Raw genomic sequence first — 24,489 nt, 5'->3', positions numbered from 1 at the left:
ACGCGGGTACGTTCTCAACTGCCCTGGCCGCGTGGGGCGTCGGTTCGCCAACGGGGCTGGTCCGGGCGATCGGGTCGGTGCGTGCCGTCGCCACGCTGGCGGCGATCGTCGTCGCGTTGGGGGCGGTTGGCATGATCCCGCTGGGCCTGTTCACGGCGGGCCTGGTCCCGTGCCTGGTCGCGCTCACGGTCCCGGCGCGCGTCTTGTTCGCGGTGGGCCTCCCGGGCCTGACGGGCCTCGCGCTCGCGCCGCGCTTCCCGCTCACGCTGGGCTTCGCGCTGGTGTTGGGCTTCGCGTTCACGGTGGGCACGCTCGCGTTCGCGCCAGTCATTGCGATCGTCGTACCGGCGTCCAAAATAGCCGGGCGGTGGGGCCACCGGGTAGCCATACACCGGAGGCGGGCTGCCGTAGATATAGGCGGGCTGCTCATACACACCGTAGCCGGTGGGCTGTGGCGTGTAGTAAGGGTCGCCAGGAACCACGGCGCAGCCCGTGGCCAGTGCGGCAAGCGCAACGGCAGAAACAATGCGGGCAAGCGGGTGATGTGTCATGGTGGTCAGATTCTGGCGTTGCGCATGGCGTTCCGCCCATTGCGTAAAGCCCGTGAAAAGCGCCCCGGCGGGGTGTTACAACTTCGCGGTCCTGCGCCATCCATTAGACGCCTGGCGGGCCATTCCGGTTGACCTGCCTCGTGGTGCGCCGCCGTGGTGGGTGCGACGACTGGCGCCACCGCGCCACAGTGCCGCGCAAAACCCTGGTGATCCGCCGACTCGCCAAAGAGGTTGCAAATGCTATTATTTATGTAGCTGTCAGCGCTTTACCAGTAATGGCTAGAGCCATTTTTTGCTTGAATAATCGCCTCGCCGACCCTGTCAGGAGGGCAGCACCCGCCGCATGGCGTCTGCCAGGTCTTCGGCCACAAACTTGGCCACATAGCCATCTGCGCCAACGCTGCGCACATGGTCTTCGTTGGCCGAGCCCGAGAGCGACGAGTGGATGATCACCGGCAGCCCATGAAAGCGCGCATCCTGCTTGATCTGGCGCGTCAGCGTGAAGCCGTCCATCTCGGGCATTTCCAGGTCGGTCAGCACCAGCGCCACCTTGTCGCACACAGTCTTGCCTTCGGTCGCTGCCTGGATGGCCAGGGCATTGAGCCGGTCCCAGGCCTCCTTGCCCGACTTCACCATTTCGAAGGGTGCGTGCAGCAACTGCAACTCTTGTTCGATGAGCGAGCGGGCCACAAACGAGTCGTCGGCCGCAAGAATGATGGTGCCGGGCTTCATCACCAGGCGGGGCCCCACTTTCTGGGCATCCACCTGGTTGCCCTCGGGCGGCGACACCAACTGCAAGATGGCCTCGACATCCAGCACTTGCGCCAGCCGCGAGCCATCGGTGTTGCCATCCAGCCGCGCAATACTGGTCACCAGCTTGCCGGCGGCGCCGCTGGCCTCGGCGGACAGCACCTGTTTCCAGTCGAGCCGCACGATGTCTTCCACCGACTCCACGGCAAACGCCTGCGTGGTGCGCGCATATTCGGTCACCAGCATGATGTTCAGCCCGGTCTTGGGCTTGCAGCCCACAATGGCCGGCAGGTCCAGCACCGGGATGATCTGCCCGCGCAGGTTGACCACCCCCAGCGAATACGCCGTTGCGCCCGCGATGGGCGTGATACTGGGCATGGCCACGATCTCACGGATCTTGAAAACGTTGATGCCAAAAAGCTCGGATTTGCCCAGTGCGCTGTCGGCGCCCAGGCGAAAAAGCAGCAGCTCGAACTGGTTGGTGCCTGTGAGGTTGGTGCGCTCTTCAATATCTCGCTGCACGTTTTTCATGGGAATGTCCTTTGCGTGGATACGCGTTTTTACAAATTTTAGAAGCAGAAGCGCTCGGGCAGTGGGAAATATCAGCCCGCGCCGACAAAGCCGGCCGCAGCCTGGCCGGCGGTGCCCACCGTGCAGGGCCGAAAGCCCCCGCACCATGCGCGGCTGTTACAAGCGGTGGTGGGCCGCACCGGGCCAGACCGGGCCAAACCGCCGTATGCTCTGCGCCTTTTTCCCGTTTTGCCCCGCACCCATGACCCACACCGACACCGACGACGACACCCCCACCCCCATCCACGAACCCCGCCTTTGGAGCGACGAGCGCTGGACGGCACGCGTCATCAAGAACGAGGACGACGATGGCTGGGCCGTGTCGATGACGCTGCATGGCGAGGCCGAGCCCGCGCTGGTGGGGCCGTGGACCATGGGGCGTGACAAGAAAAACCCCAAGCCACTCGATGTGTCAGCCTTCAACACCCTGGTCAAGACGGCCAGCGAGGTGCTGCGCCGCCATGAGCAGCAGCTGCACGCACAGCTCAACAAGAACGTGACGATCACCACGGCCCAAGGCCAGCGGCTGCGCGTGGCCCTGGTCATCGTGCCCGATGAAGAGGGTGCCACGGCCACGCTCAGCGCGCAGGACGAGTTGGGCGAGGAACTGGCGCGCGCGCCCGCGCCGCCCAGCTTCAAGCTGACTACCGCCAGTGCCCTGGCCTGGGTGGAAAGCGGGTTTGAGCGGCGCCATTGACCTGTGCCGCCGGGTGCCAACGGGTGCTGCCAAGTGCCGCCAGATGCCGCCAGGGGCGCGCAGGGCTGTGCGGTAATGCCGTCGCCTTGTTGCGCCGCCTGGCCGCCTGGTCACTGGAGGCTCTCGTGCTGGGGCTGGCTCCGGGTGGCTTGTGTTGCCCTGGCCCGATGCGGTTTGCACCGCTCGCCCTGGGGGCCGTCCAGGGGCTTCGGTGCAATCCGCCTGAATGGCACTTGAGATATCCAGGGGCCTGACTCTCGGGCTCCAAGGTGCTATATAAATAATAGCTTCTTGCGCTCGATGGTATTGGTCTAGCGCGCGTTTTGGTCTGTAGTTTCAGCCCTAGCAAAAAAACAACCTCGGCACCGCCCGCCGGGCAACGGCAGGGCTACCGGGGGGCGGCCGTTGATTCAGGCCGCCGTCAGCCGGCGGGCTTGCCGACCCGGCCCGGGGGCGATTGCATCGTGCCCCTCGCCGGGCAACAACCGGAACACGGCCACGGCGTCCACCAGCTGCTGCGCCTGCACCTTCAGGCTGTCGGCGGCGGCAGCGCTTTGTTCGACCAGCGCTGCGTTCTGTTGCGTGGCCTGGTCCATCTGCGTCACGGCTTCGCCCACCTGGGCCACGCCCGCGCTTTGCTCGCTGCTGGCGGCGCTGATCTCGCCCACAATGTCCGTCACGCGGCGGATGGCGCTGACCACTTCGGTCATGGTCGCGCCCGCCTTGTCCACCAGGGTGGTGCCTTGTTCCACGCGCTCCACGCTGGCGTGGATGAGGGTCTTGATCTCTTTGGCGGCCTCGGCGCTGCGCTGGGCCAGGCTGCGCACCTCGCTGGCCACCACGGCAAACCCTCGGCCCTGCTCGCCCGCACGGGCGGCTTCCACCGCGGCGTTCAGCGCCAGGATGTTGGTCTGAAAGGCGATGCCGTCGATCACGCCGATGATGTCGCTGATCTTGCGGCTGCTGTCGTTGATGCCCTTCATGGTGGCCACCACCTCGGCCACCACGTCGCCCCCCTGCACCGCCACGGTGGAGGCGTTCACGGCCAGCTGATTGGCCTGGCGGGCGTTGTCGGCGTTGGCCTGCACGGTGGAGTTGAGCTCTTCCATCGACGCCGAGGTTTCCTCCAGCGCGCTGGCCTGCTGCTCGGTGCGCGCCGAGAGATCGTTGTTGCCATGGGCGATCTCGCTGCTGGCGGCCGCCACGCTGTTGGCGTTGCTGCGCACATTGCTCACCACGCGCGACAGGCTCATCTGCATGCCATACAGGGCGTTGAGCAACTGTGCAATCTCGTCCTTGCCGCGCACTTCGGTTGCCACCGTAAGGTCGCCACCGGCCACCGCCTGTGACACGCGCACGGCGTTGTCCAGCGGTTTCACCACGGTGCGGCTAAAGGCGACGGCACCGCCAATGCCCAGGGCGCACACCACCAGCATCACCACCAGGCTGATGGTGGTGGCGGTTTGTGCGGTGGCAGCGGCACGCGCCGCCACGTCGCCGCTGGCCTTGGCGATCAGCGCTCCCGCCTGGTCGATCAGTTCAGAGGGTTCGCGGTCCATGCCGGCCACCGCCTTGTCGCCCACCTGGGGGTCGTGGTCGGCCGCCTTGAAGGCTTCAAAACCCTGGAGGTACGCGGCGCCCATGCGCTCGTGGGCCTGCACAAACTGCGCCACGCGCTCGCGTCCCTCGCCAGCGGGCAGGGCGGCCAGCAGCTTTTGCGCCTGTTCGTTGATGGATTTTTCCTGCTTTTGAAAAGCTGCCCAGTAGCGCGTGAGCTGCGCCGGGTCTTTGCCGCGCAGCAGCACGTTCTTCCACTCTTGCACCTGCACCTTGAAGTCATTGAGCATGCTGGATGCCATTCGCTCATGCTCGAAGCTCTGGGCCACGGTGATCTGGTAGGTGTCGAGCGCCTGGTTCAGGCGGCTGATGCCAAACAGCGCCGCCGCCAACAGCAGCAACAGCGACACGGTAAAGGCGAGAGGGAGTTTGAGGCTGAGCTTCATGGGGAGTCCTTTGGTGCCACCGGCCGACGCGGCAACAGGGGATGGCTGAAACCGGCTAAATGCGCACTGCGCGCAGGCGCGTGTCGATCGGGGGCGCAGTGGGAATAAATGTATTTATTTGTATGCCAAGATTTTGCAGCGCAAAAATGTCCTGTGGCGGTTTTTTTGCAGACCGAGGCGTCCCGCGTACCCCAGGTGTTGCTTGCCAGCACGCAGCCAGCCGCCACAACACAACGGCCTTGCCGGTGAAGACAAGGCCGAAGTGCGGCGGGTGAAACGTTACGCCTTCAAACTCCACCGGTGCACCAGCCGCAACCCTCGGCTGGCGAATTTCCACCGCAGGCGCCATCCCGCGCGGCAGGCAGGCAGCCCCCGCGAACCGATGCGTGGCCGGAGGGGATGCCTGAGCGCGCAAATAGCTATCAAATAAATAGCTATATGCGCTTGCTTACAAACGGCTACAGCCTGTTTTGACTGGAATTCAATCCAGGGTGAGTTTTTGCTTGGCCACGACGTCCTTGTACACGGCCAGCTCTTCGCGCATCTGCTTGGCGAATGCCTCGGGGGTGTCGGCCATGATGATGGAGCCCGTTTCCTCGATGCGCTTGCGGATGGCAGGGTCTTGCACCACCTTGCGGACAGCGGCATTGATCTTGTCCACGACGTCCTTGGGCAGGCCCTTGGGGCCGATGATGCCGTAGTAGGCCATGCGGTTTACCGACTCCAGGCCCAGCTCCTTGAAGGTGGGCACATCGGGCAGGGCGGGCACGCGCTGGGGCGCTGCCACCACCAGGGCCGTGAGGCGCTTTTCCTTGATGAAGGGCAGGGCCGAGGGCAGGTTGTCAAAAATCAGCGGCACCTGGCCCGCCACGGCGTCGTTCAGGGCCGGGCCCGAGCCCCGGTAGGGCACATGCACCATGAAGGTCTGGGTGCTCAGCTTGAACATTTCCATCATCAGGTGCGTGATGCTGCCGTTGCCCGGCGATGCGTAGGCGTATTTGCCCGGTTCCTTCTTCACGGCGGCCAACATGCCCTTGTAGTCCTGGAAGGGCAGCTTGGGGTGGGCCGCAATCACATTGGGCGTGGCGGCAATGTTGATGATGGGCGTGAAGTCGGTGGCGACGTTGTAGGGAATCTTGGGGTTGATGGCCGGGTTGGTGGCCGTAGTGGACACGGTGGCCATGCCCAGGTTGTAACCGTCGGGGGTGGCACGCGCGGTTTCGGCTGCACCAATGCTGCCGCCGCCACCGCCCTTGTTCTCCACCACCACCGGCTGGCCCAGCTCACGGCCCAGCGGCTCGGAAATGATGCGTGCAATCAGGTCGGTGGTGCCGCCTGCGGCAAAGGGCACGAGCAGGCGGATGGGCTTTTGCGGGTAGCCCTGTGCGTGGGCGGCGGTGCCAAAAAGGGCCAGCAGGCTCAGGGCCAGGGCGTTGCGACGGATCATGTGTTGTCTCCTGTTGTTGAAATGGGGAATCCGTGGGGGGCGAAGAGGCGCGCGCACGCGCCTGCCTCAGAGAACCTGTTTGTCGCGCAGTGCAGCAATGGCTTGCGTGTTCAGGCCCAGCTCGGCCAGCACTTCATCGGTGTGCTGGCCCAGCGCGGGGGGGGCGTTGCGCAGCACGGGCGGGTTGGCCGACAGGCGCAGCGGGCTGGCCACGCCAGCGATCGTGCGGATGCCGTCGCCCGCCGAGCGGGGCAGCTCCACGCGCAGGCCACGCGCCTTGACCTGGGCGTCGTCAAACGCCTGGGCAATGGTGTTGATGGGGCCGCAGGGCACGGCCTTGTCTTCGAGCAGCGCAATCCATGCGGCCGTGCTGCGCGTGCGCGTGACGGCTTCCATCATCGGGATCAGTTCGCTGCGGTGCTGCACGCGCAGCGTGTTGGTGGTGAAGCGGGCATCCACGGCCCAGTCTGGCTGGCCTGCGGCAGCGCAAAAGCGCTGGAATTGCCCGTCGTTGCCAATGGCCAGGAGCATGTTGCCGTCCTGCGTGGGGAAGTCCTGGTAGGGCGCCAGGCTCGGGTGGCTGTTGCCCATGCGGCCAGGTGCCTGGCCCGTGGCCAGAAAGCCCGAGGCCTGGTTGGCCAGCACGGCCATGCCCACGTCGAGCAAGGCCATGTCGATGTGCTGGCCCTGGCCCGTGCCGGTGGCGGCGTTGTCGCGCACATGCAGCGCCGCCAGGATGGCGTTGCTGGCGTACATGCCGGTAAAGAGGTCGATCACCGCCACGCCCACGCGCAGCGGGCCGCCGCCGGGCTCGGTGTCGGCGCGGCCGGTGATGCTCATCATGCCGGTCATGGCCTGCACCATGAGGTCGTAGCCGGCGCGCTCGGCATAGGGGCCGTCTTGCCCGAAGCCGGTGACCGAGCAGTAAATGAGGCGCGGGTTGAGGGCGCGCAGGCTTTCGTGGTCCAGCCCGTACTGCTTGAGGCCCCCGACCTTGAAGTTCTCCACCACGATGTCGGCCTGCAGGGCCATTTGTTTGATGAGTGCCTGGCCCTCGGGCGTGGCCATGTCGATGGTGACCGAGCGCTTGTTGCGGTTGCAGGCCGTGAAATAGCTGGCCTGCGTGGTGTCGTTGCCCTTGGCGTCCTTCAAAAACGGCGGGCCCCACTGGCGCGTGTCGTCACCCAGGCCGGGGCGCTCCACCTTCACCACGTCCGCACCCAGGTCGGCCAGCACCTGGGTGCACCAGGGGCCAGCGAGCACGCGCGAGAGGTCGAGCACCTTGATGCCCGCCAGGGCGCCAGCGGAGGAGGGGAGTGTGGTCATGGGTGTCAATCGCTATCTAATTTATAGCTATTAGCGCTTGCTGCATAAGCGCTAGAAGGCAAAAACACCGCAAGTACGGTGTTTTTGCAGCGGCTTGGGCCGTTTCAGCGTGCCTTAGTTGGCAAACGCTGCAATGCCCGTCTGCGCACGGCCCAGAATCAGCGCGTGCACATCGTGCGTGCCTTCGTAGGTGTTCACCACTTCCAGGTTCACCAGGTGGCGTGCCACGCCAAACTCGTCGCTGATGCCGTTGCCGCCCATCATGTCGCGGGCCAGGCGGGCGATGTCGAGTGCCTTGCCGCAGCTGTTGCGCTTGATCAGCGAGGTGATTTCCACCACGTTCTGGTGCTCGTCCTTCATGCGGCCCACGCGCAGGCAGGCTTGCAGGCCCAGCGTGATTTCGGTCTGCATGTCGGCCAGCTTTTTCTGGATGAGCTGGTTGGCCGCCAGGGGGCGGCCAAACTGCTTGCGGTCCAGCGTGTACTGGCGCGCGGTGTGCCAGCAGTACTCGGCCGCGCCCAGCGCGCCCCAGGCGATGCCGAATCGCGCGCTGTTCAGGCAGGTGAAGGGGCCCTTCAGGCCCTGCACTTCAGGGAAGGCGTTTTCTTCGGGCACGAACACATCGTCCATGACGATCTCACCGGTGACCGAGGCGCGCAGACCCACCTTGCCGTGGATGGCGGGGGCGGTGAGGCCCTTCATGCCCTTGTCCAGAATGAAGCCGCGGATGGGGCCGACGGTGCCGCCTTCGCTCACCTCTTTGGCCCAGACCACGAACACGTCGGCCACCGGGCTGTTGGTGATCCACATCTTGCTGCCCTTGAGCTTGTAGCCGCCTGCGGTCTTGTGGGCACGGGTGGCCATGCTGCCGGGGTCAGAGCCGTGGTCGGGCTCGGTCAGGCCGAAGCAGCCGATGAATTCACCACTGGCCAGCTTGGGCAGGTATTTCTGCTTTTGCGCCTCGGTGCCGAAATCGTTGATGGGCACCATCACCAGCGAGCTTTGCACGCTGGCCATGGAGCGGTAGCCCGAGTCCACGCGCTCGATCTCGCGCGCCACCAGGCCGTAGCTGACGTAGTTCAGGCCGGCGCCGCCGTACTGCGTGGGGATGGTGGGGCCCAGCAGGCCCAACTCGCCCATCTCGCGGAAGATGGTGGTGTCCATCTTCTCGTGGCGGAATGCTTCGAGCACGCGGGGGGCCAGCTTGTCCTGGCAATAGGCGTTGGCGGCGTCGCGGATGGCGCGCTCGTCATCGGTCAGTTGCTGGTCGAGAAGAAAGGGGTCATCCCATTGAAATGCGGCGTGGGCCATGCGTGTCTCCAGATCAAACAAGAACAAGAAAAGGGCGGGGCCAGGCCCTGCAGAATGCGCATTGGGCGATGACTTGAACGGGATCGTAGGCCGATGCCGGAGCCTCTGCAAGCGAGTTCTTTTCATCCAGATATGCGCTTTATGAATTTATGGAATACTGGCGCAAGGGGCTCATGCAGGGTGCTGGGCCAGTTTCAAGTTCCTGTTCATCATGCGCCGCAACATTCCATCGACCCAGGCCCTGGCCTGTTTTGAAGTCGCCGCCCGCCACGAGAGCTACACCCGCGCCGCGCAAGAGCTTTCGCTTACGCAAAGCGCCGTGTCGCGCCAGATCCAGGCGCTGGAAGAGTTTTTGGGCGTGCAGCTGTTTCGCCGCACCCGCCACGGCGTGGTGCTGACGCCCGCCGGTGCGCACTATGGCCGCCAGGTGGCGCGCTGGCTGCAGGGCCTGGAGCGCGACACCCTCGACGTGATGGCCCACCAGGGCGAGGGCGGCACGCTCACGCTGGCGGCGGTGCCCACGTTTGCCACGCGCTGGCTTATTCCGCGCCTGCCCCAACTGGCGCAGCAGCACCCCGACATCGTGGTGCACATCGAAACCCAGACGCGCCCCTTTTTGTTTGCCGACACCACGTTTGATGCCGCGCTGTATGCCGGCACGCCCGAGCAGGTGGCCAACTGGCCCGGCGTGCAGGCGCTGCTGCTCATGCACGAAGACGTGCTGCCCGTGTGCAGCCCGCGCCTGCTCGAACACGCCGCGCCGCGCGGCCGGGGTCGCGCGCACCAGCCTATCGCCGCCGAGGCGCTGGCCGACTTGCCCCTGCTGCAGCAAAGCACGCGCCCCTATGGCTGGCGCCAGTGGTTTGATGCGATGGGGGTGGACGCCCCGCACGCGCTCGACGGCCCGCGCTACGAGCTGTTCTCCATGCTGGCCGTGGCGGCCACGCATGGCATGGGGGTGGCGCTGATTCCGCCGCTGCTCATCGAGGCCGAGCTGGCCAGTGGCGAGCTGGTGGTGGCCTGCGCCCGGCCGTTGCGCGGCGAACGTGCCTACTACCTCATCAGCCCCGCGCAGGCCCAGCCCCCGGTGCTGGCCGCGTTTGCGCGGTGGCTGCAGGGCGCGGCACAAGGCGTGGTGCAGGGTGACGCGCCCGCGTCATGAAGCGCCCAGCCACTGCATGCACCACACCAGCAGTGGCACCAGCACAGCGGTGACCACGCCGTTGAGCCCCATGGCCAGCGCGGCAAAGGCGCCGGCCGTAGGGTGCACCTGCAGTTCACGCGCCGTGCCAATGGCGTGGGCGGTAAGGCCCACCGCAAAACCGCGCACCGCCGGATCGTGGATGCGCAGCAGCCGAAGCACCGGCCCCGCGAGAATGGTTCCGGCAATGCCCGTGATGGCCACCGCCACCGCCGCCAGCGAGGACAGGCCGCCCATGCGCTCGGCCACCGGCAAGGCAATGGGCATGGTGGCGGACTTGGGGGCGAGCGACATCAGCGTCTCCAGTGTTCCTCCCAGGGCCCAGGCAATCAGCAGCGCCGATGCAATGGCCGCCGCGCTGCCCACCAGCAGCGCAATGCACAGGGGCCGCCACATGGGGCGGATGCGTGCACGCTGGCCATACAGCGGCACAGCCAGCGCCACCGTGGCCGGGCCGATCAGCAGGCTCAGCAGGCTGACGCCATCGCGGTAGGTGGCATAGGGCGTGCCCGTGGCCATCAACACCACCACGATGAAAACGACGGCCGTCAACACCGGAATCAGCAACGGGTGTGCCCCGCTGCGCCGGTAAAGCGCCAGCGCGCCCAGATAGGCAAGCAGCGTCAACACCAGCCAGGGCAGCGGTGTGCCGGCCAGCGTGGCCACCAGGGCGGGCAGATCGGCGCTCATGGGGCGCACTTTTCCGCGGGCGCTTGCCTGCGTAGCAGCCAGCGCAGCGTGCAGGCCGTCACCACCAGCGTGACCACGGCACCGCCAACGCAGGCGGCAAGAAACGGCAGCCATTCGCGTGCGATGCGCTCAAAGTGCAGCATCACGCCCACGATGGCCGGAATGAACAGCAGCATCATGGCCTGCAGCAGGCCACCCGCCGTGCGCTCCAGCGCCTCGGGCACCCGCCCCAGCGCGGCAATGGCGCCCAGCAACAGCAACATGCCCATCAGGGCGCCGGGCAGGGGCAGGCCCAGGAGGTGGACCAGGGCTTCCCCCAGCAATTGAAAAGTGAATAGCGCAGCAATGGCGTAAAGCATGGGCATAGGGCATGAACTTGTTCAAAGGGCGGCGCCAGCCACCCGCACCTGCCCATCATCGCCGACACGGCCAGCGGGTTCTTTGGGGCGGCGCTTGCGCTGCGCAGGCCATCGGTCTACCCTGATGCCGCCAGTGGCATGCACAACAGCTACCCGGAGACCCACCATGACGAACACTTACCACGCAGCGCATTTCGACCCCACCGTGGACGAAATCGATGTTCTCAAACGGCTGGAGATGGGCGAGCTCATCACCCAGGACGGCGCACTCAAAGAGCACCTGTCGGGGCGGCTGCTGGAGTGGGGGCTCATCAGCAAAAAGGCGGACGGCGAAATGGCCATCACCCCCCAGGGGCGGCAACTGATTCGCCGGCAGGACAACTGAGCTCCCTGTGGCGCACCAGCGCCACTCGATACCAGCCCCCGGCACACAGCGCCAATGCCGGTGCGGCAACGCCCCGCGGCGCCTTGTCACCGTCAATCCTTGCACACTGACCGGGGTATTGCACCCCGCAAATTTCCCCGCACCGCGATCGCCCTATGCTGGGTGTTCGGTCATTCTTCATTTACCAGGAGCCTGCGTGCGCGCATCGTCACCCGTTCGCACAGCATTGTGTGCTGCCACCCTGGCAGCCTGCGGTCTGCTGTTGCAAGGCTGCAGCACCATCAAACTGGCCTACAACCAGGTGCCACACCTGGCCTACTGGCAGCTCAACAGCTACTTCGACCTGTCCGAAACCCAAACCGATCGCGTGCGCGACGAACTGGGTGACCTGCACCAATGGCACCGCGGCATCATGCTGCCCCGGCATGCCGAGCTGCTGCAAAAGGTGCAGCAGCAATTGCCGTCGGCCATGTCGCCCGACCAGGCCTGCCGCACCTACGACGCGGTGCGCACCCAGCTCGACAAGGTGGTAACCCAGGCCGAGCCCAAGCTGGTGTGGCTGGCAACCCAGCTCACCGACGCCCAGATCCGCAACCTGCAAAAGAAACAGGCCAGCAGCAACGCCGACTGGAAAGAGGAATGGGTCGACCTCGCGCCCGACGAACTGCGCGAGCAGCGTTTCAAACAACTCTCGTCACGCGCAGAAACCTTTTACGGAACCCTGGACGAACCGCAAAAAGCCGCACTGCGCGCGTATATCGCCCAGTCATCGTTTGACCCCCAGCGCACCTACGCCGAACGCCTGCGCCGCCAGAAAGACCTGGTGCAAATGCTGCAAAAAATTGCCCAAGACCGCGCCAACACCGAGCAGGCCCGCACCCTGCTGCGCGGCTACATCGCCCGCTTCAACACCTCGCCCGACGCGGCCTATCAGCGCTATGCGCAGACGCTGGTGGAAGAAGGCTGCGAAGGCTTCTCGCGCGTGCACAACGCCATGACGGCGGCGCAGCGGTTCAAGGCGGTGCAGTCGGTGAAAGGGTATGAACAGGACTTCCTGGTGCTGGCGGCGCAGTAAGAGTCTGTTCAAAGCACAACAAGCCATGACAAGACCGCACGCTGCTGCAACTGCGTGGCCTCGGTTCTGGCCCCAGCTGCGGTGCGCGCCCGTTGCGCGCTCCAAATTCCGGCCGCAAGCGCATGCGCAAATGCTGTCATGCTCAACCCTCTATCCCTCTGGTACTTGTATGCACGTCCGCTCTTGTTGCACTTTGGTCATCGCCATGGCCCTGGCAGGCTCCGCCATGGCGCAGCCCGCGGTTGCGGTGCACGACAGCACCTCATGCGCTGCAGAGCAGACCGAACTCGAAAAGCGCATCGACCTCGCCCGTGCCAAGGGGCGAATGCTGCTTCGCCAGCAACTCGCTGACCAACTCGCCACGCTGCAACACGATTGCAAGCTGCTTTCTGCCGATCAGGGCAGTGCCGCCAACATTCAAAGGCTGGAGAGGGAAATACGGGCACAGAGGGCCGAGCTGGACGCGGCCGAGGAACAACTGCGCAAGCTGAAAGGTGACGCCAGCCGCTGAACGGCCCCTGGGCTGTCGTCCATGCCCCCTTGGGGTCCGTGTCGTCGCATTCGCCTCACCGCGTGGCTTTGCCGGTGCGAGGCGGGCCTGGAAAATGCGCCGAAAATGGCACTTTAGCCAATGGAAAGCCCCTGTGAATCAACACGTTGCCCATGCCCAGCTGATCGCCACTTACAAAAGGGCGCAGGCAGACGCCGCCCACAAGCAAGGGCTGATCAAGGCTGTAGCAGCCAAGGGCCCCAAGGCCATCCAGGCGGCTGTGGATACGGCCGCCAAAGCAGCCAAGCGCAGGGATGGATATGCGCAAAAGCTCGCCGAGCTGGGGGTGGCTCTCCCGGATTGAGTGGGGCACCGCGTAACACCTGCCCCAACCACCACCACCCCCCACCGGATTCCGGCACACTTCGGCGCACGTTCGCGCACTAGTCAAAGCCACTTCCCATAGGGGAAAAGAAAAAGGCCGCACGGTTGTGGAACCATGCGGCCTTGTCTGTGGTGCCGGGGCCGGAATCACAAATCAGGCTGTATGCCTCATGGATGCTTTGTTCTGTGAAAATGAATCTCAAAAGTACCGTCAAAAGTACCGTCATTTTTCAAAGTGTCCCGGCTTGTGGTCAATTTGATACGCTCAGTTGCGTTGCAGCCACCCAATAGCTGGTGGCGTGGATACTTGAGAGCCTCATCTAAAGGGAAGTGATGCGGCATATACCTAGACATTCAGCGTTCGTCTTTTTTCTGCTGTCGGCTGCAGCCGCGCAATGCGGGACTTTGGCGGAGGCCGAAATGGTGGGTCGTGTGCAGCAGGACATCCGCAATGGCGAGGTGTCGTCTTGTGGAGTTGTCCTTGCCGTGACGGAGTCCGTTCAAGGCGTGCCGAGTGGCAAGCTCCTGATGTTCAACGGTTCTTTTAGTCTTGGTGAAGGAGCCGGGCTTGTGAAAGGACGGGCGTCGGAGATTGACGTAAAGAGCCTCTTGTCCGGTCGTGCCAGCTTGGAGGCACTTAAGCCGTTAGAAACCACCAATGTTTGGATGAAGGCACCCGGCGCCCCTGCCACGACACCTATCAAGGGGCAATCGATCCGAAAGTCAGACGATCCTGGCTACTTGATCTACCTCACTGATCTGACATCAGTCATTGAACTCACCAAGGCTGTGCGATCGAACCAGCAGATCCAGATCGGCATGCGCATCAAAGGTCGCGATTTTGATCAAGCTCTATTCGGAACTGTGCAGATGACGGAAGCGCAGACACAACAGTTCGACCAATGCATTAACGAGTGGGTGAACAGGATGACCACGAAGTATGGGCTAGGTGAGTCGGCAGACAGGCGTGACTTCTCGTCGTCAGCCAAGTAGCCCGGAGCGCCGTCTAAATAGTGTCGCAAGTCGCCGCCCCCAAACGGAAGAGGGGAGCTGACTCCCCCTTGCATTGCCACTCCCTCGCGCGCGCGTACTGTTCTCTAAATTCTGTCTTTTGAATTGCAGCCCTCTCCGGCAGTGGTTACAGCCCCATGCCGTCCACCTCCCAAAGGTGGATGCCTGTTCTTCATCTGTTCTCAGACAGGCCGATTATTTCCCGCTGCTCTCGCATGGCCTGATTCAGATCCTTGACGAGCTGGCGCATCCTCAGCGTGTGCCCGCCCGTGAACGCGTTGCGCGATGCCTTGGTCTTACCTTCGGGACTTCTTGGCCCGGTGGACTGGCTCCAAGGTTTCCACCGCTGGATTGCCTCCCGCTGGCGCTGTCGTTGCTCTGGTGTCCAAGTACGCGCTGCCATGGCTTTGATCCTCTAATAGTTCGTTTGGTTGGCGCTGCGGTTTTCCCGCGTGCGCAGTGGCGCTCGGTGTTGTCGTTCCGTTGTTCACTTGTTGCGGCCCGTGGGCAATGTTGGCTTGCTTCACAAACGTGGCTTGCCGGGGGAATTTCAAGTCCACCAGCGCTGATATGGTGGCCCGGCTCTGTGCCTGAGCTTTCAAGGCCAGCCCCATGAATGTTTCGTACTGGCGCAGGTGTTCCTGATTCGCAGCACGCCGCGCCAGTGAGGCAAACAAGGTTTGCAGCGTCGTCGCCTGCGTCACCAGCATGGCCTCCAGATCAGACAGGTCGCCACTTTTGACGCTCTCGCAGGACTCGCGCAGGCAGTTCACCAGCTCGCCCATGTCCAAGGTGTTGCCCATCAGGTTGCCCTGATATGCCCCCATCACTGCCGCGCTGTTAATGGATGGATTCACGGCAGCGCGGGCAAGCGCTTGCTCTGTCGTCTGGCTGGGGTCTTTGGCCACAGGCAGGGCCTTGGGGTTGGGCGTGGTTGCCTTTGGCTTGGTCATTGCTGCCCCTTCTGTTCGTTGCCCAGGCGCTGCCAGAACCTGCCGATGGCAACATCCTTTGCCGCTTCTTCTTCATGCGTCTGGTGGTCGTCGCACCAGAAGGCGGCATTGGGTTGCTGTCGAATCACGATGGGCAGGTCTTGCGCGTCAACATGGTGAATACGTATGCTCACCAGATTGGCGCAGGTCGGATCGTCGCCGCTCGCCGTGGGGTTAAATGCCGCGCAGGTTGCGCAGGTGCGTTTGATGATGGTCATGGGTGTGTGTCCGTTGGATTGATTCAAGTTGCGCCCCCGAACCCGCCGCAGCGTTGCAGCATCGTCGTGAAGTCGCCGGGTAGCTGCGCATCCCTTGCACGGATGGCAACACCAGCCGCCTGCCAGTTGCTACAGCGCCCGCCACGGTGAAGGCTGGCGCATTCCAGGCACAGCCGCCGGTCGTCGCCTTCACGATCCCGGATCACCAGCTTGTCCGCCAAGGCTTCAGCGTCCGCCAGGATCAGCCCCCGGTCGGTGAACCGTGCCAGCCGTGCCGTGAAGGTGTCGATTTCGGCTGTGTTCATCGCCGTGCTTTGCGGCCATGCCCAGCGGTCGGGATCAGGTGCCGGGTCGTTTGCAGCGCCCGGATCACCTCCTGATTTTTGAAAAGGCTCAGGAATGGCCCCTACAGAACCTACGAAACCCGGTTTTGTAGGTTTCGCAGTGTCCGTTTCAGGCGCACATTCATTTTTTTTCAGGCGTGCAAGCCAGCTCATGCCGCGCCCCCGCTGCCCAGCATGGCCGGATGGATGGCGTACCGGTCACTGGGTCTGCCGCCTGCCGCGCCAGAATGCACCACGGCCCGCCGCAGCCAGTCGTAATCGGCCAGCACGTCCGCCGCCTTGCGCACCGCGTCCGGTGTGGTCAGTCCGGCCCAGCCCTTCACCGCAACCTGACGGGGTGTGAAACTGTCCGCGATCACGCCGTCCCGGTCGGTCAGCTTGCCGCCTTTGATCTTGGTTAGCAGCGCCCGCGCCGCAGCGGTTTCAGGGATCACCGCCGCCGCATACAGCCGTTCGGCATGGGTGCGCAGGTAGTCGCCCCAGGCAAGCGCCCGGATCAGTTCGCGCTCATGGATCACGCCGCCGCTGTCTGGTGTGTCCACCAGAGCAAACACCAGCGCCAGCGCCGGGATCAGCTTGCGGTATTTGGCAAGGTGGCTTTCCATTGCTGGGTGAAGTTCACCGCGTTTCAATTCCTGCTCAAACGGTGTCCGCCATTCAACAAACAAGGCTTGCGCCGCATCGTCAAAGCGCCAGATCACCGGGTCGGTGTCGCTGGCCGGTTGAAGCTGTGCCAGCCGCTCGAACACCTCCCATGCCATCGCCTTGGCTGGCGTGTCTGGCCATTGGTCAACGTGGACAAATTCGCCATTGGTGTCTGGCCATACAGCCAGCCCGAAGCGCTGTAACAGGCCATCGTCTGCGCTGCCGCCCGATACCGCGCCGCGCACATATTCTTGAACCCGGCCCGGTTGAATGCCGCCGATCATGGCCAGACAGACACGCGGGATATGCACCGTGCCCCGGATGATTCGGTCGAAGGTGTAGCCCTGATTCCCGTCATAGCTTTGCAGGTAGAAGGCCCGTGAACCTTCTTGCCCTTGCTTATCCATGCCGGTCAACAGCCCGTAGAGTTCATCCCGATAGCTCAGGGTTCCCCACGGGTTCGCCGTCAGCAGTTCGCCCAGTTTTTCCACGGTGGCATCGTTGACGATGTAGCGCCGCGCCAGGGGTTCCGCTGGCGTGTCTCCAGGCTCCAACAGCGCCCGCGCCGCTGCCGGGTCTTTGCTGGCCAGCCCCTTGGCTTTTTTCTCCCGGTCCGCCCCCTGCAATTCGGCCACCTTGCAATCGAGTTCCCAGGCGTCGTGCGCTGCCTGCCATTGCTCAAACTCCGTCGCCTGCAATCGGTTCAAAGGCTTGAGGGATTCACCCAGCGCAGGCGACTTCATCACACCAGGGCGGCCCACGATCAAGCCCCACAGATTCGGCACAACCTGCCAGTCGTCCCGCGCCTTGGGTTGCACCACAGCCCGCGCACCGATCAGGCTCGATAGCGCCACCACAGCGCCCACCGCCGGGAAGTCCGGGGGGCACTGCATCCGGTGTGCAATGTCTGTCACCCAGCCGCGCAACGCCACGGGTAACAGGTCGGGGTCGAAGGCTTGCACAGGCGGCAATGCGTCCGGCAATGGCGTGGGGTCTGGCCATGTGTCTGCCTCGTCATCCTCCAATGACGGGAAGGCCGCGCCGTGCTGCGTTTTGCTGCGTTTTGCTGCGCTGGCCGGTCGTGGCCCATCCAACAGGTCGCGCACGTCGGTCCATGATTTCGGGCTGCATGAATCGTGTTGGCACTTGAACCCCAGCGCCCCCGATGCCTTGCGAAAAATCGCCGCCTCACCATTGCCGTGCTCAGGGTTGAATGGGCACGCTGCCAGCTTGAAACGTTCGCTGCCGTCGTGCCGGTCGGTGGTGTAGGCCAGCCCGTGCCGGGATAGAAAATCCTCCAGGTTGAAGCCGCCAGACTGGAGCATGGATGCTGCCGCTTTTGCTGTCGTTCCGGGCGTCGCCGCCGGGATCAGGCCGCGCAATTGCTCAGGCGTCACCACGGCCCGCGCCGGGGTCTGCAACAGCTTGGAAAGCCGCCACGGTGCTGCCGCCGTGTGGTCGCCCTTGTTGGCCAGCGTGCCGTACAGCTTGCAGATTCGCGCCGCGTTGAAAACAGCCCGATCTACCTTGGTCTGCGCGTCGTCGAACCGTTCACCCAGCGCGATCAATACCGCCTTCACCAGCGCCGTGGCGTCGTCGTCGTTCGGCAGATCAAGGGCATACAGCAGGTGCATACCGTTGCCCGATTCAGCCACCAGCGGGGCAGGCCAGCCAATCCCGTTCAGGTAGCCGTACACCGCCCGCGCCTTCACCTTCGCCGCGTCTAGCTGCGCATCCGTCGCACTGGTGCCCGATGGTCGAACCGGGTCAATATCAATCAACAGCCAGCGCCGCCGGGTCACTTGCTTGTCGGTGGTGGTGGTTGATGCGTAGCCTTCGATCCGGTTGCTGTACCGGCTCAATAGCTGCGGATCAACAGGGTTCAGCGTGACGTAAACCGCCGCGCCGCTGGTGCTCAGGCGTGCCGCGTGTTCCGCCAGTTGTGGCCAGTGCTGCCCGTCAAAATAGCCCGCGTCGGTGCGCTTGCGGCCCTTGGGGAAGGCCCGTAGCTCGATCACATCGTCTTGCGTGAACAGCACGGGCAGCGCCGCCAGAATTGCGGCAGCGTCTGGGGTCGGTGTGGTCATGCTGCACCGCCCTTCTTTGCCAAGTGCCATTCGACTATCGCGGTCACCCGGCGCAGCTTTTGGTGAAACTCGTGCAGGGTTCTGGCTCTCACGTTCGCCACGTAAAACTCATCATCAGCCGTTGCTTTCAGCGCCTTCACTGCACTGACTTTTCCGCCCGATTGCGCCCGCCCGATAAGTTCCTTACGGTCTGGTTCTGACAGTTTTATCAAAGCATCAAGCTCCACGCCTTTGTCAAGACTGGTGCCGATAATCCGATCCAGGTCATCACCCAGGATTTCAGTTTGGCGAATGCGGCGCTGAATGCTGCGCACGCTCTCGCCAGTAAGCGCTGCAGTACTCGCTGCAAAGCCTTTTTCTTGAGCACGTCCGTGCTTTGCAACAGGTACGCCTACTTGTCGGGCCTGTTGGGGCAGGTGCATAGGCTGGATGTTGCCCTCGCCCTCACTGCGTGGGAAAATTGGAGTGCATTCTTTCGAAGTCGCCGTGGTGGTCTGGTAGCCCCCGGCGACTTTTTCATTGGGCACGCTTGCGCCCACCTTGATGGTGTTGATGACGTGCATGGTCTTAGCCTCCAGCCTGTTGCGTTGCGCAGTGGCCAGCGATCCATGCGCGCACGTCGCCCACCTTCCAGGCGGTCACGCGCTCAGACAATTTGACGGGCTTGGGGAACGTGCCCGCCTTCACCTTGCGCCACAGCGTCGGCGCGCTGAAGGGCAGGGGGGCCGGGGTGTCTGGCCTTTTGGGGCTTTGCACCAGTTGCGACTCGCGGATAAATGCGCTGTCTGGCAGGGCATCAAAGTTTGAAGCGATTACGCGGGGCGTGGGGTGTCCTGCCGTTGCGGCATGTTGTTGCTTGTGCATGTATCCCCCTTACCGGCCAAGGCTTGCAATGAGGGAGTCGATTTCGCTGGATTTCCAGACGGTCACACGCGGGGACAGCTTGATCCCTGGCGGGAACTTGCCGTCCTTCACGCCCTTCCACCAGCCGCTGCGGCTGATGCCCATGCGGGCGGTGATGTGGGGGACTACGCGGAGCAAGCTGTCTTGCTGGGGTTGATTAAGTTTTGCTGGCATGGGTTTTCTTTGGCAGTTGTTGCTGTGCAAAAACCAAAACCCGATCAACAACCCACCTGTGCCGTAAAACAGGTCGGTGATACCATCAAAGTCCCGTCGCTGGGAGACTTCCAAGGCTTTCGAGTTTTGGCGGTCTAGAAGGCCCTCTGTGTTGGTAGCACTCAGGGCCTTCGCCTTTTGTGGACTCTCTTCGCCGTCCACTGATCCAAGGATATCTCCTATTTTTTCGTTGCTCCCGAACCACAGCACGCTCCCTTGAGTGGCTTCGCGCTCTCTGGCCCCGTTATTTCCATTCGTTTCCCTCTGTCGGGTACTTTCGCCCCTTGTTTCCCTATAGAGTGGGGCGATTTTGTTTCAAACTATTACATTTAGGTCGCAAAAGAACGCAAATGTTGCGGTCGTTTCTGCACATGCGCGGCGTGGTGCTAAGCCGTCCGCCTTGTCTTCGAAGTAGTACAGGTTCTGGTAGCCGCCTCTAAATAAGTCGTGCGAGTTAATGGGCGGGTTGCATTGGATGTGGCCGCCGCCATGAAAAAAGGCCCCGAAGGGCCATGCTGTGCATGTCGGTGGTCACGCCGCCTTGAACTGGATCACGTCCGCACCAATGCGCAGCTTGTCCAGGTAGTCCGCCCACCGCTGCATCATGGCCCGCCGTGCTGGTAGGTGTGCCGTGCGGTTGTAGGCCCGGCCGTTCACGTCTTTCACTGCGTGTGCCAACTGGTGCTCGATCAGGTCAACTCGCTCCCCCAGCACCTCATCCATGATGGTGCGTGCTGTGGCCCGGAACCCGTGGGCGCTATGGACCTCTTTGGCGTAGCCCATGCCCCGCAGGGCGGCATTGATGGTGTTCTCGCTCATGGGCCGTTCGCCAGTGCGCAGGCTCGGGAAGACAAACTTCCCGTGGCCCGTGGCTGGGTGCATGCCGCGCAGCAGCGCCAGTGCTTGGGTGGACAACGGAACGATGTGGTCTGCCTTCATCTTCATTTTGGCGCCAGGGATGCGCCACTCTGCAGTCTCCAGATCCACCTCTGACCATTCCATCGTCCGGAGTTCGCCCGGGCGCACGAACACTAGCGGGGTCAATCGCAGGGCAACCACCACGTTGGGGTGGCCGCTGTAGGCGAATATGGAGCGCATCAGCTCGCCCAACTGCTGGGGTTCGGTGATGGCCGCAAAGTGGCTTGGGGCGGCTTTGGCCAGCGAACCCTTGAGGTCTTGGGTGACATCACGCTCGGCAGCGCCGATAGCCACTGCATAGCGGAACACCTGCCCGGTCACTTGCTTGACGCGGTGCACGCTGTCGAGTGCGCCCCGTGCCTCCATCTTGCGCAGGGCCACCAGTATGTCCCGGGGGCCGATAGTCGACATGGGCATGGCGCCAATGAAGGGGATCACGTCTTTCTCAAGCCAGGAGGTGATTTTGTTTTGCGTGGTGCTTGCTCGTTCTGCGGCAGTCTTGGCCAACCAGTCGCGCGCCACAAGTTCAAAGGTGTGAGCGGCTGCGTCTGCCTTGGCGCGCTTTTCTTCCCGCTTGGCGGTGCTGGGGTCTACCCCATCCGCTAGAAGTTCACGGGCCTTGTCGCGTCGCGCCCGTGCCTTGGCTAGAGAAACCGCAGGGTACACGCCGAGTGCCAGCGTTTTTTGCTTGGCTACAAAGCGGTAGCTCATACGCCAGTATTTGCCGACGCCCTTGACGTGGAGATACAGCCCCTGGCCATCAGCGTGTTTTTCGCCCGCTTTGGACCCAGTGGGTTTGACGTTTTTCACGAAGGTATCTGTTAGTGCCATGGACGCCCCTTTTGTTGGTATCTCTGGCGCTGGGATTTCCAGATACCTACACAGATACCAACGTTTTGTTGGTATGTCATGTTAGCCAGTGAGGTGGCATGAGGCAAAGAAAAACCCGCATGCCTTTGGAGCATGCGGGTTTTGAGGGGTCTTGAGGCCTTGTGAGACCGTCAAATGGTGCCCGGGGCCGGAATCGAACCGGCACGCCTTGCGGCGGGGGATTTTGAGTCCCCTGCGTCTACCAATTTCACCACCCGGGCGGGTAATTTGTGAAGACGCAAATTATGGCACAGTAGGGCGCATGAAATATCCGACGATTGAAGACGCGGTGGGCAACACGCCGCTGGTGGCGCTGCAGCGCATTGGGGCGCAAGACCATGCCGAGCGTGGCAACGTGGTGCTGGGCAAGCTGGAGGGCAACAACCCTGCGGGCTCGGTGAAAGACCGGCCCGCGCTGTCGATGATTCGCCGTGCCGAGGAGCGCGGCGAGATTCGCCCGGGCGACACGCTGATCGAGGCCACGTCGGGCAACACGGGCATTGCGCTGGCCATGGCGGCGGCCATCAAGGGTTATCGCATGGTGCTGGTGATGCCCGAGGATTTGTCGATTGAACGTGCCCAGACCATGAAGGCCTTTGGCGCCGAGCTGGTGCTGACGCCCAAAAGCGGCGGCATGGAGCACGCGCGCGACCTGGCCGAGGCCATGCAAAAGCGCGGCGAGGGCAAGGTGCTGGACCAGTTTGGCAATGCCGACAACCCCCGCATCCACTATGAAACCACCGGCCCCGAGCTGTGGGAGCAAACGGGTGGGCGCATCACCCACTTTGTCAGCGCCATGGGCACCACGGGCACCATCACGGGGGTGTCGCGCTTTTTGAAAGAAAGAAACCCCGCCATCCAGATCATTGGGGCGCAGCCGCAAGAGGGCTCGCGCATTCCGGGCATCCGCAAGTGGCCGCAGGAATATCTGCCCAAAATTTACGACGCCTCGGCGGTCGATGAGCTGGTTTATGTAAGCCAGGACGACGCCGAAGAAATGTGCCGCCGCCTGGCGCGCGAAGAAGGCATTTTTGCGGGCATTTCGGCGGCGGGCGCCTGCTGGGTGGCGCAGCAGATCGCGCAGCGCGAGAGCAATGCCACCATTGCGTTCATCGTGTGCGACCGGGGAGACCGCTATCTGTCTACCGGCGTGTTTCCTGCGTGAGGCGCTCAAACCATCGTTGGCGTCAATATTTTGATGAAATTGGCCTCTAGCCCTTATATATTAAGCGCTAGCAGCTATCATAATAATAGTATATGAACTACGAAACCCGCCACTGCGCGCACTGCGGCACCGCCCTGCAACCCATCACCCTGGCCGAAGACGGCGGTGACAAAGAGCGGTTGCGTTGCCCCGCCTGCGGCTGGACGCACTGGAACAACCCCACGCCCGTGCTGGCGGCGATTGTGGAGGTGGGCGGCAAGGTGCTGCTGGCCCGCAATGCGGCCTGGCCGGGCAAGATGTTTGCGCTGATTACCGGCTTCATGGAGGCGGGCGAGTCGCCGCAAGAGGGCATTGCGCGCGAGGTGAAGGAAGAGACCAACCTGGATGTGCGCTCTGCCACGCTGGTCGGGGCCTACGAGTTTCTGCGCATGAACCAGGTCATCATTGCCTACCATGTGGTGGCCGAGGGCGAGGTGCGCCTGTCGCCCGAGCTGGTGGACTACCGGCTGTACGATCTGCCAGACCTCAAGTGCTGGCCTGCTGGCACAGGTTATGCGCTGGCCGACTGGTTGCGCACGCGGGGGCACGAGCCGGTGTTTTTTACGGACGAAGAAAATGCGGAACGGCGGCGCGGGTTTGACCTGCCGCCAAAGGATTGAACACCATGGAAACCAACAAAGAAATCGACACCCGCGGCCTGAATTGCCCGCTGCCCATCCTCAAGGCCAAGAAGGCACTGGCTGACATGGCCAGTGGCCAGTTGCTCAAGGTGCTGGCCACCGACAGCGGCTCGCTGCGCGACTTCCAGGCGTTTGCCAAACAAACCGGCAACGAGCTGGTAGAGCAGCAGACGGTGGGGGCCGAATACATCCACGTTTTGCGGCGTCGGTAATAAAAGTAGCTTCCAGCGCTTATCTGGTAAGCGCTGGAAGCTATTAAAAGTGAAGCAGTAAGAGTTACAGCGCCAGTGTCATGAGGTATTCGCGAAACGCAGCACCCACCTGCGGGTGCTGCAGGGCCAGCTCTACCGTGGCCTCCAGAAAACCTTCCTTGCTGCCGCAGTCGTAGCGTTTGCCTTCGTATTGGAAGGCGTACACGGCCTCGTTTTGCATGAGGCGGGCGATGCCATCGGTCAGCTGGATTTCGCCGCCCACGCCGCGCGGCTGGTTGCGGATTTCGTTGAAGATGCCGGGCGTGAGAATGTAGCGGCCGGCCACGCCCATGCGCGAGGGCGCCACGTCGGCCTTGGGCTTTTCAACGATGCGCTCGATGCGAATCAGCGGGCCGCCAGCGGGCTCGCCGGCCACGATGCCGTAGCGGTGCACCTGGTCGAGCGGCACCTCCTGCACGGCAATCACCGACCGCCCCTGCTGGCGAAACGCCGTGGCCATTTGCGCCAGCACGGGTTCGCCGCCGGGCGGGCCCACCATCAGGTCGTCGGCCAGCAGCACGGCAAAGGGCTCGTTGCCCACCAGCGGCTCGGCGCACAGCACGGCATGGCCCAGGCCCAACGAGCGGGGCTGGCGCACGAAGGCGCAGTCCATGTCGTCGGGCTGGATGGAGCGCACCAGGTCGAGCAGCTCTTTTTTGCCTGCGGCCTCCAGTTCGGCCTCCAGCTCGTAGGCGGTGTCGAAATGGTCTTCGATGGCGCGCTTGCTGCGGCCGGTCACAAAGATCATGTGGCGGATGCCCGCTGCGTAGGCTTCTTCCACCGCGTACTGGATCAGCGGCTTGTCCACCACCGGCAGCATTTCTTTGGGCGATGCCTTGGTGGCGGGCAAAAACCGGGTGCCGAGGCCCGCCACAGGAAACACGGCTTTGCGAACGGGGGTGTTGTTAGGCTGGATCATGGTGCGTGGGCAGGGTGGATGGTGGCAGAGGCGT

The 24,489-nt window shown here is 63.4% G+C and carries 28 protein-coding genes and 1 tRNA gene; 10 read left to right on the top strand and 19 right to left on the bottom strand.

All coding sequences use genetic code 11. The annotated features are described in order from the left end of the window. Positions 1-14: 14 nt before the first annotated feature. Both K226_RS19945 and K226_RS0117295 read right to left on the bottom strand, forming a co-directional pair. Positions 15-551 carry a hypothetical protein gene (locus K226_RS19945; RefSeq protein ID WP_024815983.1) on the bottom strand — a complete coding sequence of 179 codons (537 nt, stop codon included), beginning with the start codon at positions 549-551 and terminating at the stop codon, positions 15-17. A gap of 321 nt (positions 552-872) precedes the next feature. Continuing rightward, complete coding sequence (locus tag K226_RS0117295; protein WP_024815982.1) at positions 873-1,832, bottom strand: chemotaxis protein; 960 nt, start codon at positions 1,830-1,832, stop codon at positions 873-875. A gap of 241 nt (positions 1,833-2,073) precedes the next feature. On the opposite strand from K226_RS0117295, the gene K226_RS0117290 reads away from it, so the two are divergent. Further along, entirely contained in the window at positions 2,074-2,568 is a 495-nt protein-coding gene (locus K226_RS0117290; protein WP_024815981.1) for a hypothetical protein, read from the top strand. Positions 2,569-2,978: 410 nt separating this feature from the next. On the opposite strand, the gene K226_RS0117285 is transcribed toward K226_RS0117290, so the two are convergent. The 4 genes from K226_RS0117285 to K226_RS0117270 all read right to left on the bottom strand — a co-directional run bounded on the left by K226_RS0117285 (position 2,979) and on the right by K226_RS0117270 (position 8,655). Continuing rightward, entirely contained in the window at positions 2,979-4,571 is a 1,593-nt protein-coding gene (locus tag K226_RS0117285; RefSeq protein WP_024815980.1) for a methyl-accepting chemotaxis protein, read from the bottom strand. A 481-nt stretch (positions 4,572-5,052) separates the two neighbouring features. Further along, on the bottom strand, positions 5,053-6,018 hold the full coding sequence (locus K226_RS0117280) for a tripartite tricarboxylate transporter substrate binding protein BugE (RefSeq protein WP_024815979.1): 966 nt from the start codon (positions 6,016-6,018) through the stop codon (positions 5,053-5,055). A 66-nt stretch (positions 6,019-6,084) separates the two neighbouring features. Beyond that, complete coding sequence (locus tag K226_RS0117275; RefSeq protein ID WP_024815978.1) at positions 6,085-7,344, bottom strand: CaiB/BaiF CoA-transferase family protein; 1,260 nt, start codon at positions 7,342-7,344, stop codon at positions 6,085-6,087. A gap of 114 nt (positions 7,345-7,458) precedes the next feature. Beyond that, positions 7,459-8,655, bottom strand: a complete 1,197-nt coding sequence (locus K226_RS0117270; RefSeq protein WP_024815977.1) for an acyl-CoA dehydrogenase — start codon at positions 8,653-8,655, stop codon at positions 7,459-7,461. 211 nt (positions 8,656-8,866) lie between these two features. Between K226_RS0117270 and K226_RS0117265 the strand changes: the two genes are divergently transcribed. Beyond that, entirely contained in the window at positions 8,867-9,817 is a 951-nt protein-coding gene (locus K226_RS0117265; protein ID WP_024815976.1) for a LysR family transcriptional regulator, read from the top strand. On the opposite strand, the gene K226_RS0117260 is transcribed toward K226_RS0117265, so the two are convergent. Together K226_RS0117260 and K226_RS0117255 are read right to left on the bottom strand one after the other, a co-directional pair. Next, positions 9,812-10,546, bottom strand: coding sequence for an LrgB family protein (locus K226_RS0117260; RefSeq protein ID WP_024815975.1), 735 nt, complete (start codon positions 10,544-10,546; stop codon positions 9,812-9,814). The genes K226_RS0117265 and K226_RS0117260 overlap by 6 nt on opposite strands. Beyond that, a complete protein-coding gene (locus K226_RS0117255; RefSeq protein ID WP_024815974.1) occupies positions 10,543-10,905 on the bottom strand; it encodes a CidA/LrgA family protein in 363 nt (120 codons plus the stop codon). The genes K226_RS0117260 and K226_RS0117255 overlap by 4 nt, the downstream gene beginning before the upstream one ends. Positions 10,906-11,071: 166 nt before the next feature. Here K226_RS0117255 and K226_RS0117250 point away from each other — a divergent pair, with 166 nt between their 5' ends. The 4 genes from K226_RS0117250 to K226_RS19195 all read left to right on the top strand — a co-directional run bounded on the left by K226_RS0117250 (position 11,072) and on the right by K226_RS19195 (position 13,219). Beyond that, positions 11,072-11,290 carry a hypothetical protein gene (locus K226_RS0117250; RefSeq protein ID WP_024815973.1) on the top strand — a complete coding sequence of 73 codons (219 nt, stop codon included), beginning with the start codon at positions 11,072-11,074 and terminating at the stop codon, positions 11,288-11,290. Between the two features lie 196 nt (positions 11,291-11,486). Beyond that, the gene (locus K226_RS0117245; protein WP_024815972.1) at positions 11,487-12,365 is read left to right on the top strand and encodes a DUF6279 family lipoprotein; all 879 of its coding nucleotides are present in this window, start codon (positions 11,487-11,489) and stop codon (positions 12,363-12,365) included. A 205-nt stretch (positions 12,366-12,570) separates the two neighbouring features. Beyond that, entirely contained in the window at positions 12,571-12,876 is a 306-nt protein-coding gene (locus K226_RS20025; RefSeq protein ID WP_162150993.1) for a DUF1090 family protein, read from the top strand. Between the two features lie 133 nt (positions 12,877-13,009). Beyond that, a complete protein-coding gene (locus tag K226_RS19195; protein WP_035242155.1) occupies positions 13,010-13,219 on the top strand; it encodes a hypothetical protein in 210 nt (69 codons plus the stop codon). A 79-nt stretch (positions 13,220-13,298) separates the two neighbouring features. Here the strand turns inward: K226_RS19195 and K226_RS20020 are convergent, their stop codons facing one another. Further along, a complete protein-coding gene (locus K226_RS20020) occupies positions 13,299-13,466 on the bottom strand; it encodes a hypothetical protein (protein WP_162150992.1) in 168 nt (55 codons plus the stop codon). A 205-nt stretch (positions 13,467-13,671) separates the two neighbouring features. Between K226_RS20020 and K226_RS0117225 the strand changes: the two genes are divergently transcribed. After that, on the top strand, positions 13,672-14,232 hold the full coding sequence (locus K226_RS0117225) for a hypothetical protein (RefSeq protein WP_162150991.1): 561 nt from the start codon (positions 13,672-13,674) through the stop codon (positions 14,230-14,232). Between the two features lie 314 nt (positions 14,233-14,546). Here K226_RS0117225 and K226_RS19940 read toward each other — a convergent pair whose 3' ends face one another. The 9 genes from K226_RS19940 to K226_RS0117180 form a co-directional block, all read right to left on the bottom strand. Beyond that, complete coding sequence (locus K226_RS19940; protein WP_155886578.1) at positions 14,547-15,158, bottom strand: hypothetical protein; 612 nt, start codon at positions 15,156-15,158, stop codon at positions 14,547-14,549. A gap of 41 nt (positions 15,159-15,199) precedes the next feature. Beyond that, the gene (locus tag K226_RS0117215; protein ID WP_024815967.1) at positions 15,200-15,460 is read right to left on the bottom strand and encodes a hypothetical protein; all 261 of its coding nucleotides are present in this window, start codon (positions 15,458-15,460) and stop codon (positions 15,200-15,202) included. A 23-nt stretch (positions 15,461-15,483) separates the two neighbouring features. Then, positions 15,484-15,957, bottom strand: coding sequence for a hypothetical protein (locus tag K226_RS19935; protein ID WP_155886577.1), 474 nt, complete (start codon positions 15,955-15,957; stop codon positions 15,484-15,486). Then, positions 15,954-18,488: a YfjI family protein gene (locus tag K226_RS19355; protein ID WP_162150990.1), complete on the bottom strand. Its 2,535-nt coding sequence runs from the start codon at positions 18,486-18,488 to the stop codon at positions 15,954-15,956. The genes K226_RS19935 and K226_RS19355 overlap by 4 nt, the downstream gene beginning before the upstream one ends. A gap of 44 nt (positions 18,489-18,532) precedes the next feature. Then, on the bottom strand, positions 18,533-19,099 hold the full coding sequence (locus K226_RS0117200; RefSeq protein ID WP_024815964.1) for a hypothetical protein: 567 nt from the start codon (positions 19,097-19,099) through the stop codon (positions 18,533-18,535). Positions 19,100-19,103: 4 nt separating this feature from the next. Continuing rightward, a complete protein-coding gene (locus K226_RS0117195) occupies positions 19,104-19,400 on the bottom strand; it encodes an AlpA family transcriptional regulator (protein WP_024815963.1) in 297 nt (98 codons plus the stop codon). Between the two features lie 9 nt (positions 19,401-19,409). Continuing rightward, positions 19,410-19,727 carry an AlpA family transcriptional regulator gene (locus K226_RS20350; RefSeq protein ID WP_238324289.1) on the bottom strand — a complete coding sequence of 106 codons (318 nt, stop codon included), beginning with the start codon at positions 19,725-19,727 and terminating at the stop codon, positions 19,410-19,412. Positions 19,728-20,183: 456 nt separating this feature from the next. After that, entirely contained in the window at positions 20,184-21,401 is a 1,218-nt protein-coding gene (locus K226_RS0117185) for an integrase arm-type DNA-binding domain-containing protein (RefSeq protein ID WP_024815961.1), read from the bottom strand. A 175-nt stretch (positions 21,402-21,576) separates the two neighbouring features. Further along, a tRNA-Leu gene (locus K226_RS0117180) sits at positions 21,577-21,661 on the bottom strand. A gap of 41 nt (positions 21,662-21,702) precedes the next feature. Here K226_RS0117180 and cysM point away from each other — a divergent pair. The 3 genes from cysM to K226_RS0117165 all read left to right on the top strand — a co-directional run bounded on the left by cysM (position 21,703) and on the right by K226_RS0117165 (position 23,497). Next, positions 21,703-22,605, top strand: coding sequence for a cysteine synthase CysM (cysM, locus tag K226_RS0117175; protein WP_024815960.1), 903 nt, complete (start codon positions 21,703-21,705; stop codon positions 22,603-22,605). 92 nt (positions 22,606-22,697) lie between these two features. After that, the gene (locus tag K226_RS0117170) at positions 22,698-23,264 is read left to right on the top strand and encodes an NUDIX domain-containing protein (protein ID WP_024815959.1); all 567 of its coding nucleotides are present in this window, start codon (positions 22,698-22,700) and stop codon (positions 23,262-23,264) included. Positions 23,265-23,269: 5 nt separating this feature from the next. After that, positions 23,270-23,497 carry a sulfurtransferase TusA family protein gene (locus K226_RS0117165; protein WP_024815958.1) on the top strand — a complete coding sequence of 76 codons (228 nt, stop codon included), beginning with the start codon at positions 23,270-23,272 and terminating at the stop codon, positions 23,495-23,497. Between the two features lie 64 nt (positions 23,498-23,561). Here K226_RS0117165 and galU read toward each other — a convergent pair whose 3' ends face one another. Beyond that, positions 23,562-24,455 carry a UTP--glucose-1-phosphate uridylyltransferase GalU gene (galU, locus tag K226_RS0117160; protein WP_024815957.1) on the bottom strand — a complete coding sequence of 298 codons (894 nt, stop codon included), beginning with the start codon at positions 24,453-24,455 and terminating at the stop codon, positions 23,562-23,564. Positions 24,456-24,489: the final 34 nt, after the last annotated feature.

The organism is Acidovorax sp. JHL-3, from assembly GCF_000526295.1.
Classification (GTDB): Bacteria; Pseudomonadota; Gammaproteobacteria; order Burkholderiales; family Burkholderiaceae_C; genus Acidovorax; species Acidovorax defluvii.
Note: the sequence above shows the minus strand (reverse complement) of the source record. Positions and strands in the feature narration are given on the sequence as shown.

Coding starts and splice junctions, on each gene's coding strand:
- K226_RS19945 (WP_024815983.1), bottom strand. CDS start 551: ATGACACATCACCCGCTTGCCCGCATTGTTTCTGCCGTTGCGCTTGCC.
- K226_RS0117295 (WP_024815982.1), bottom strand. CDS start 1,832: ATGAAAAACGTGCAGCGAGATATTGAAGAGCGCACCAACCTCACAGGC.
- K226_RS0117290 (WP_024815981.1), top strand. CDS start 2,074: ATGACCCACACCGACACCGACGACGACACCCCCACCCCCATCCACGAA.
- K226_RS0117285 (WP_024815980.1), bottom strand. CDS start 4,571: ATGAAGCTCAGCCTCAAACTCCCTCTCGCCTTTACCGTGTCGCTGTTG.
- K226_RS0117280 (WP_024815979.1), bottom strand. CDS start 6,018: ATGATCCGTCGCAACGCCCTGGCCCTGAGCCTGCTGGCCCTTTTTGGC.
- K226_RS0117275 (WP_024815978.1), bottom strand. CDS start 7,344: ATGACCACACTCCCCTCCTCCGCTGGCGCCCTGGCGGGCATCAAGGTG.
- K226_RS0117270 (WP_024815977.1), bottom strand. CDS start 8,655: ATGGCCCACGCCGCATTTCAATGGGATGACCCCTTTCTTCTCGACCAG.
- K226_RS0117265 (WP_024815976.1), top strand. CDS start 8,867: ATGCGCCGCAACATTCCATCGACCCAGGCCCTGGCCTGTTTTGAAGTC.
- K226_RS0117260 (WP_024815975.1), bottom strand. CDS start 10,546: ATGAGCGCCGATCTGCCCGCCCTGGTGGCCACGCTGGCCGGCACACCG.
- K226_RS0117255 (WP_024815974.1), bottom strand. CDS start 10,905: ATGCTTTACGCCATTGCTGCGCTATTCACTTTTCAATTGCTGGGGGAA.
- K226_RS0117250 (WP_024815973.1), top strand. CDS start 11,072: ATGACGAACACTTACCACGCAGCGCATTTCGACCCCACCGTGGACGAA.
- K226_RS20025 (WP_162150993.1), top strand. CDS start 12,571: ATGGCCCTGGCAGGCTCCGCCATGGCGCAGCCCGCGGTTGCGGTGCAC.
- K226_RS20020 (WP_162150992.1), bottom strand. CDS start 13,466: ATGACGGTACTTTTGACGGTACTTTTGAGATTCATTTTCACAGAACAA.
- K226_RS0117215 (WP_024815967.1), bottom strand. CDS start 15,460: ATGACCATCATCAAACGCACCTGCGCAACCTGCGCGGCATTTAACCCC.
- K226_RS19935 (WP_155886577.1), bottom strand. CDS start 15,957: ATGAGCTGGCTTGCACGCCTGAAAAAAAATGAATGTGCGCCTGAAACG.
- K226_RS0117200 (WP_024815964.1), bottom strand. CDS start 19,099: ATGCACGTCATCAACACCATCAAGGTGGGCGCAAGCGTGCCCAATGAA.
- K226_RS0117195 (WP_024815963.1), bottom strand. CDS start 19,400: ATGCACAAGCAACAACATGCCGCAACGGCAGGACACCCCACGCCCCGC.
- K226_RS0117185 (WP_024815961.1), bottom strand. CDS start 21,401: ATGGCACTAACAGATACCTTCGTGAAAAACGTCAAACCCACTGGGTCC.
- cysM (WP_024815960.1), top strand. CDS start 21,703: ATGAAATATCCGACGATTGAAGACGCGGTGGGCAACACGCCGCTGGTG.
- K226_RS0117170 (WP_024815959.1), top strand. CDS start 22,698: ATGAACTACGAAACCCGCCACTGCGCGCACTGCGGCACCGCCCTGCAA.
- K226_RS0117165 (WP_024815958.1), top strand. CDS start 23,270: ATGGAAACCAACAAAGAAATCGACACCCGCGGCCTGAATTGCCCGCTG.
- galU (WP_024815957.1), bottom strand. CDS start 24,455: ATGATCCAGCCTAACAACACCCCCGTTCGCAAAGCCGTGTTTCCTGTG.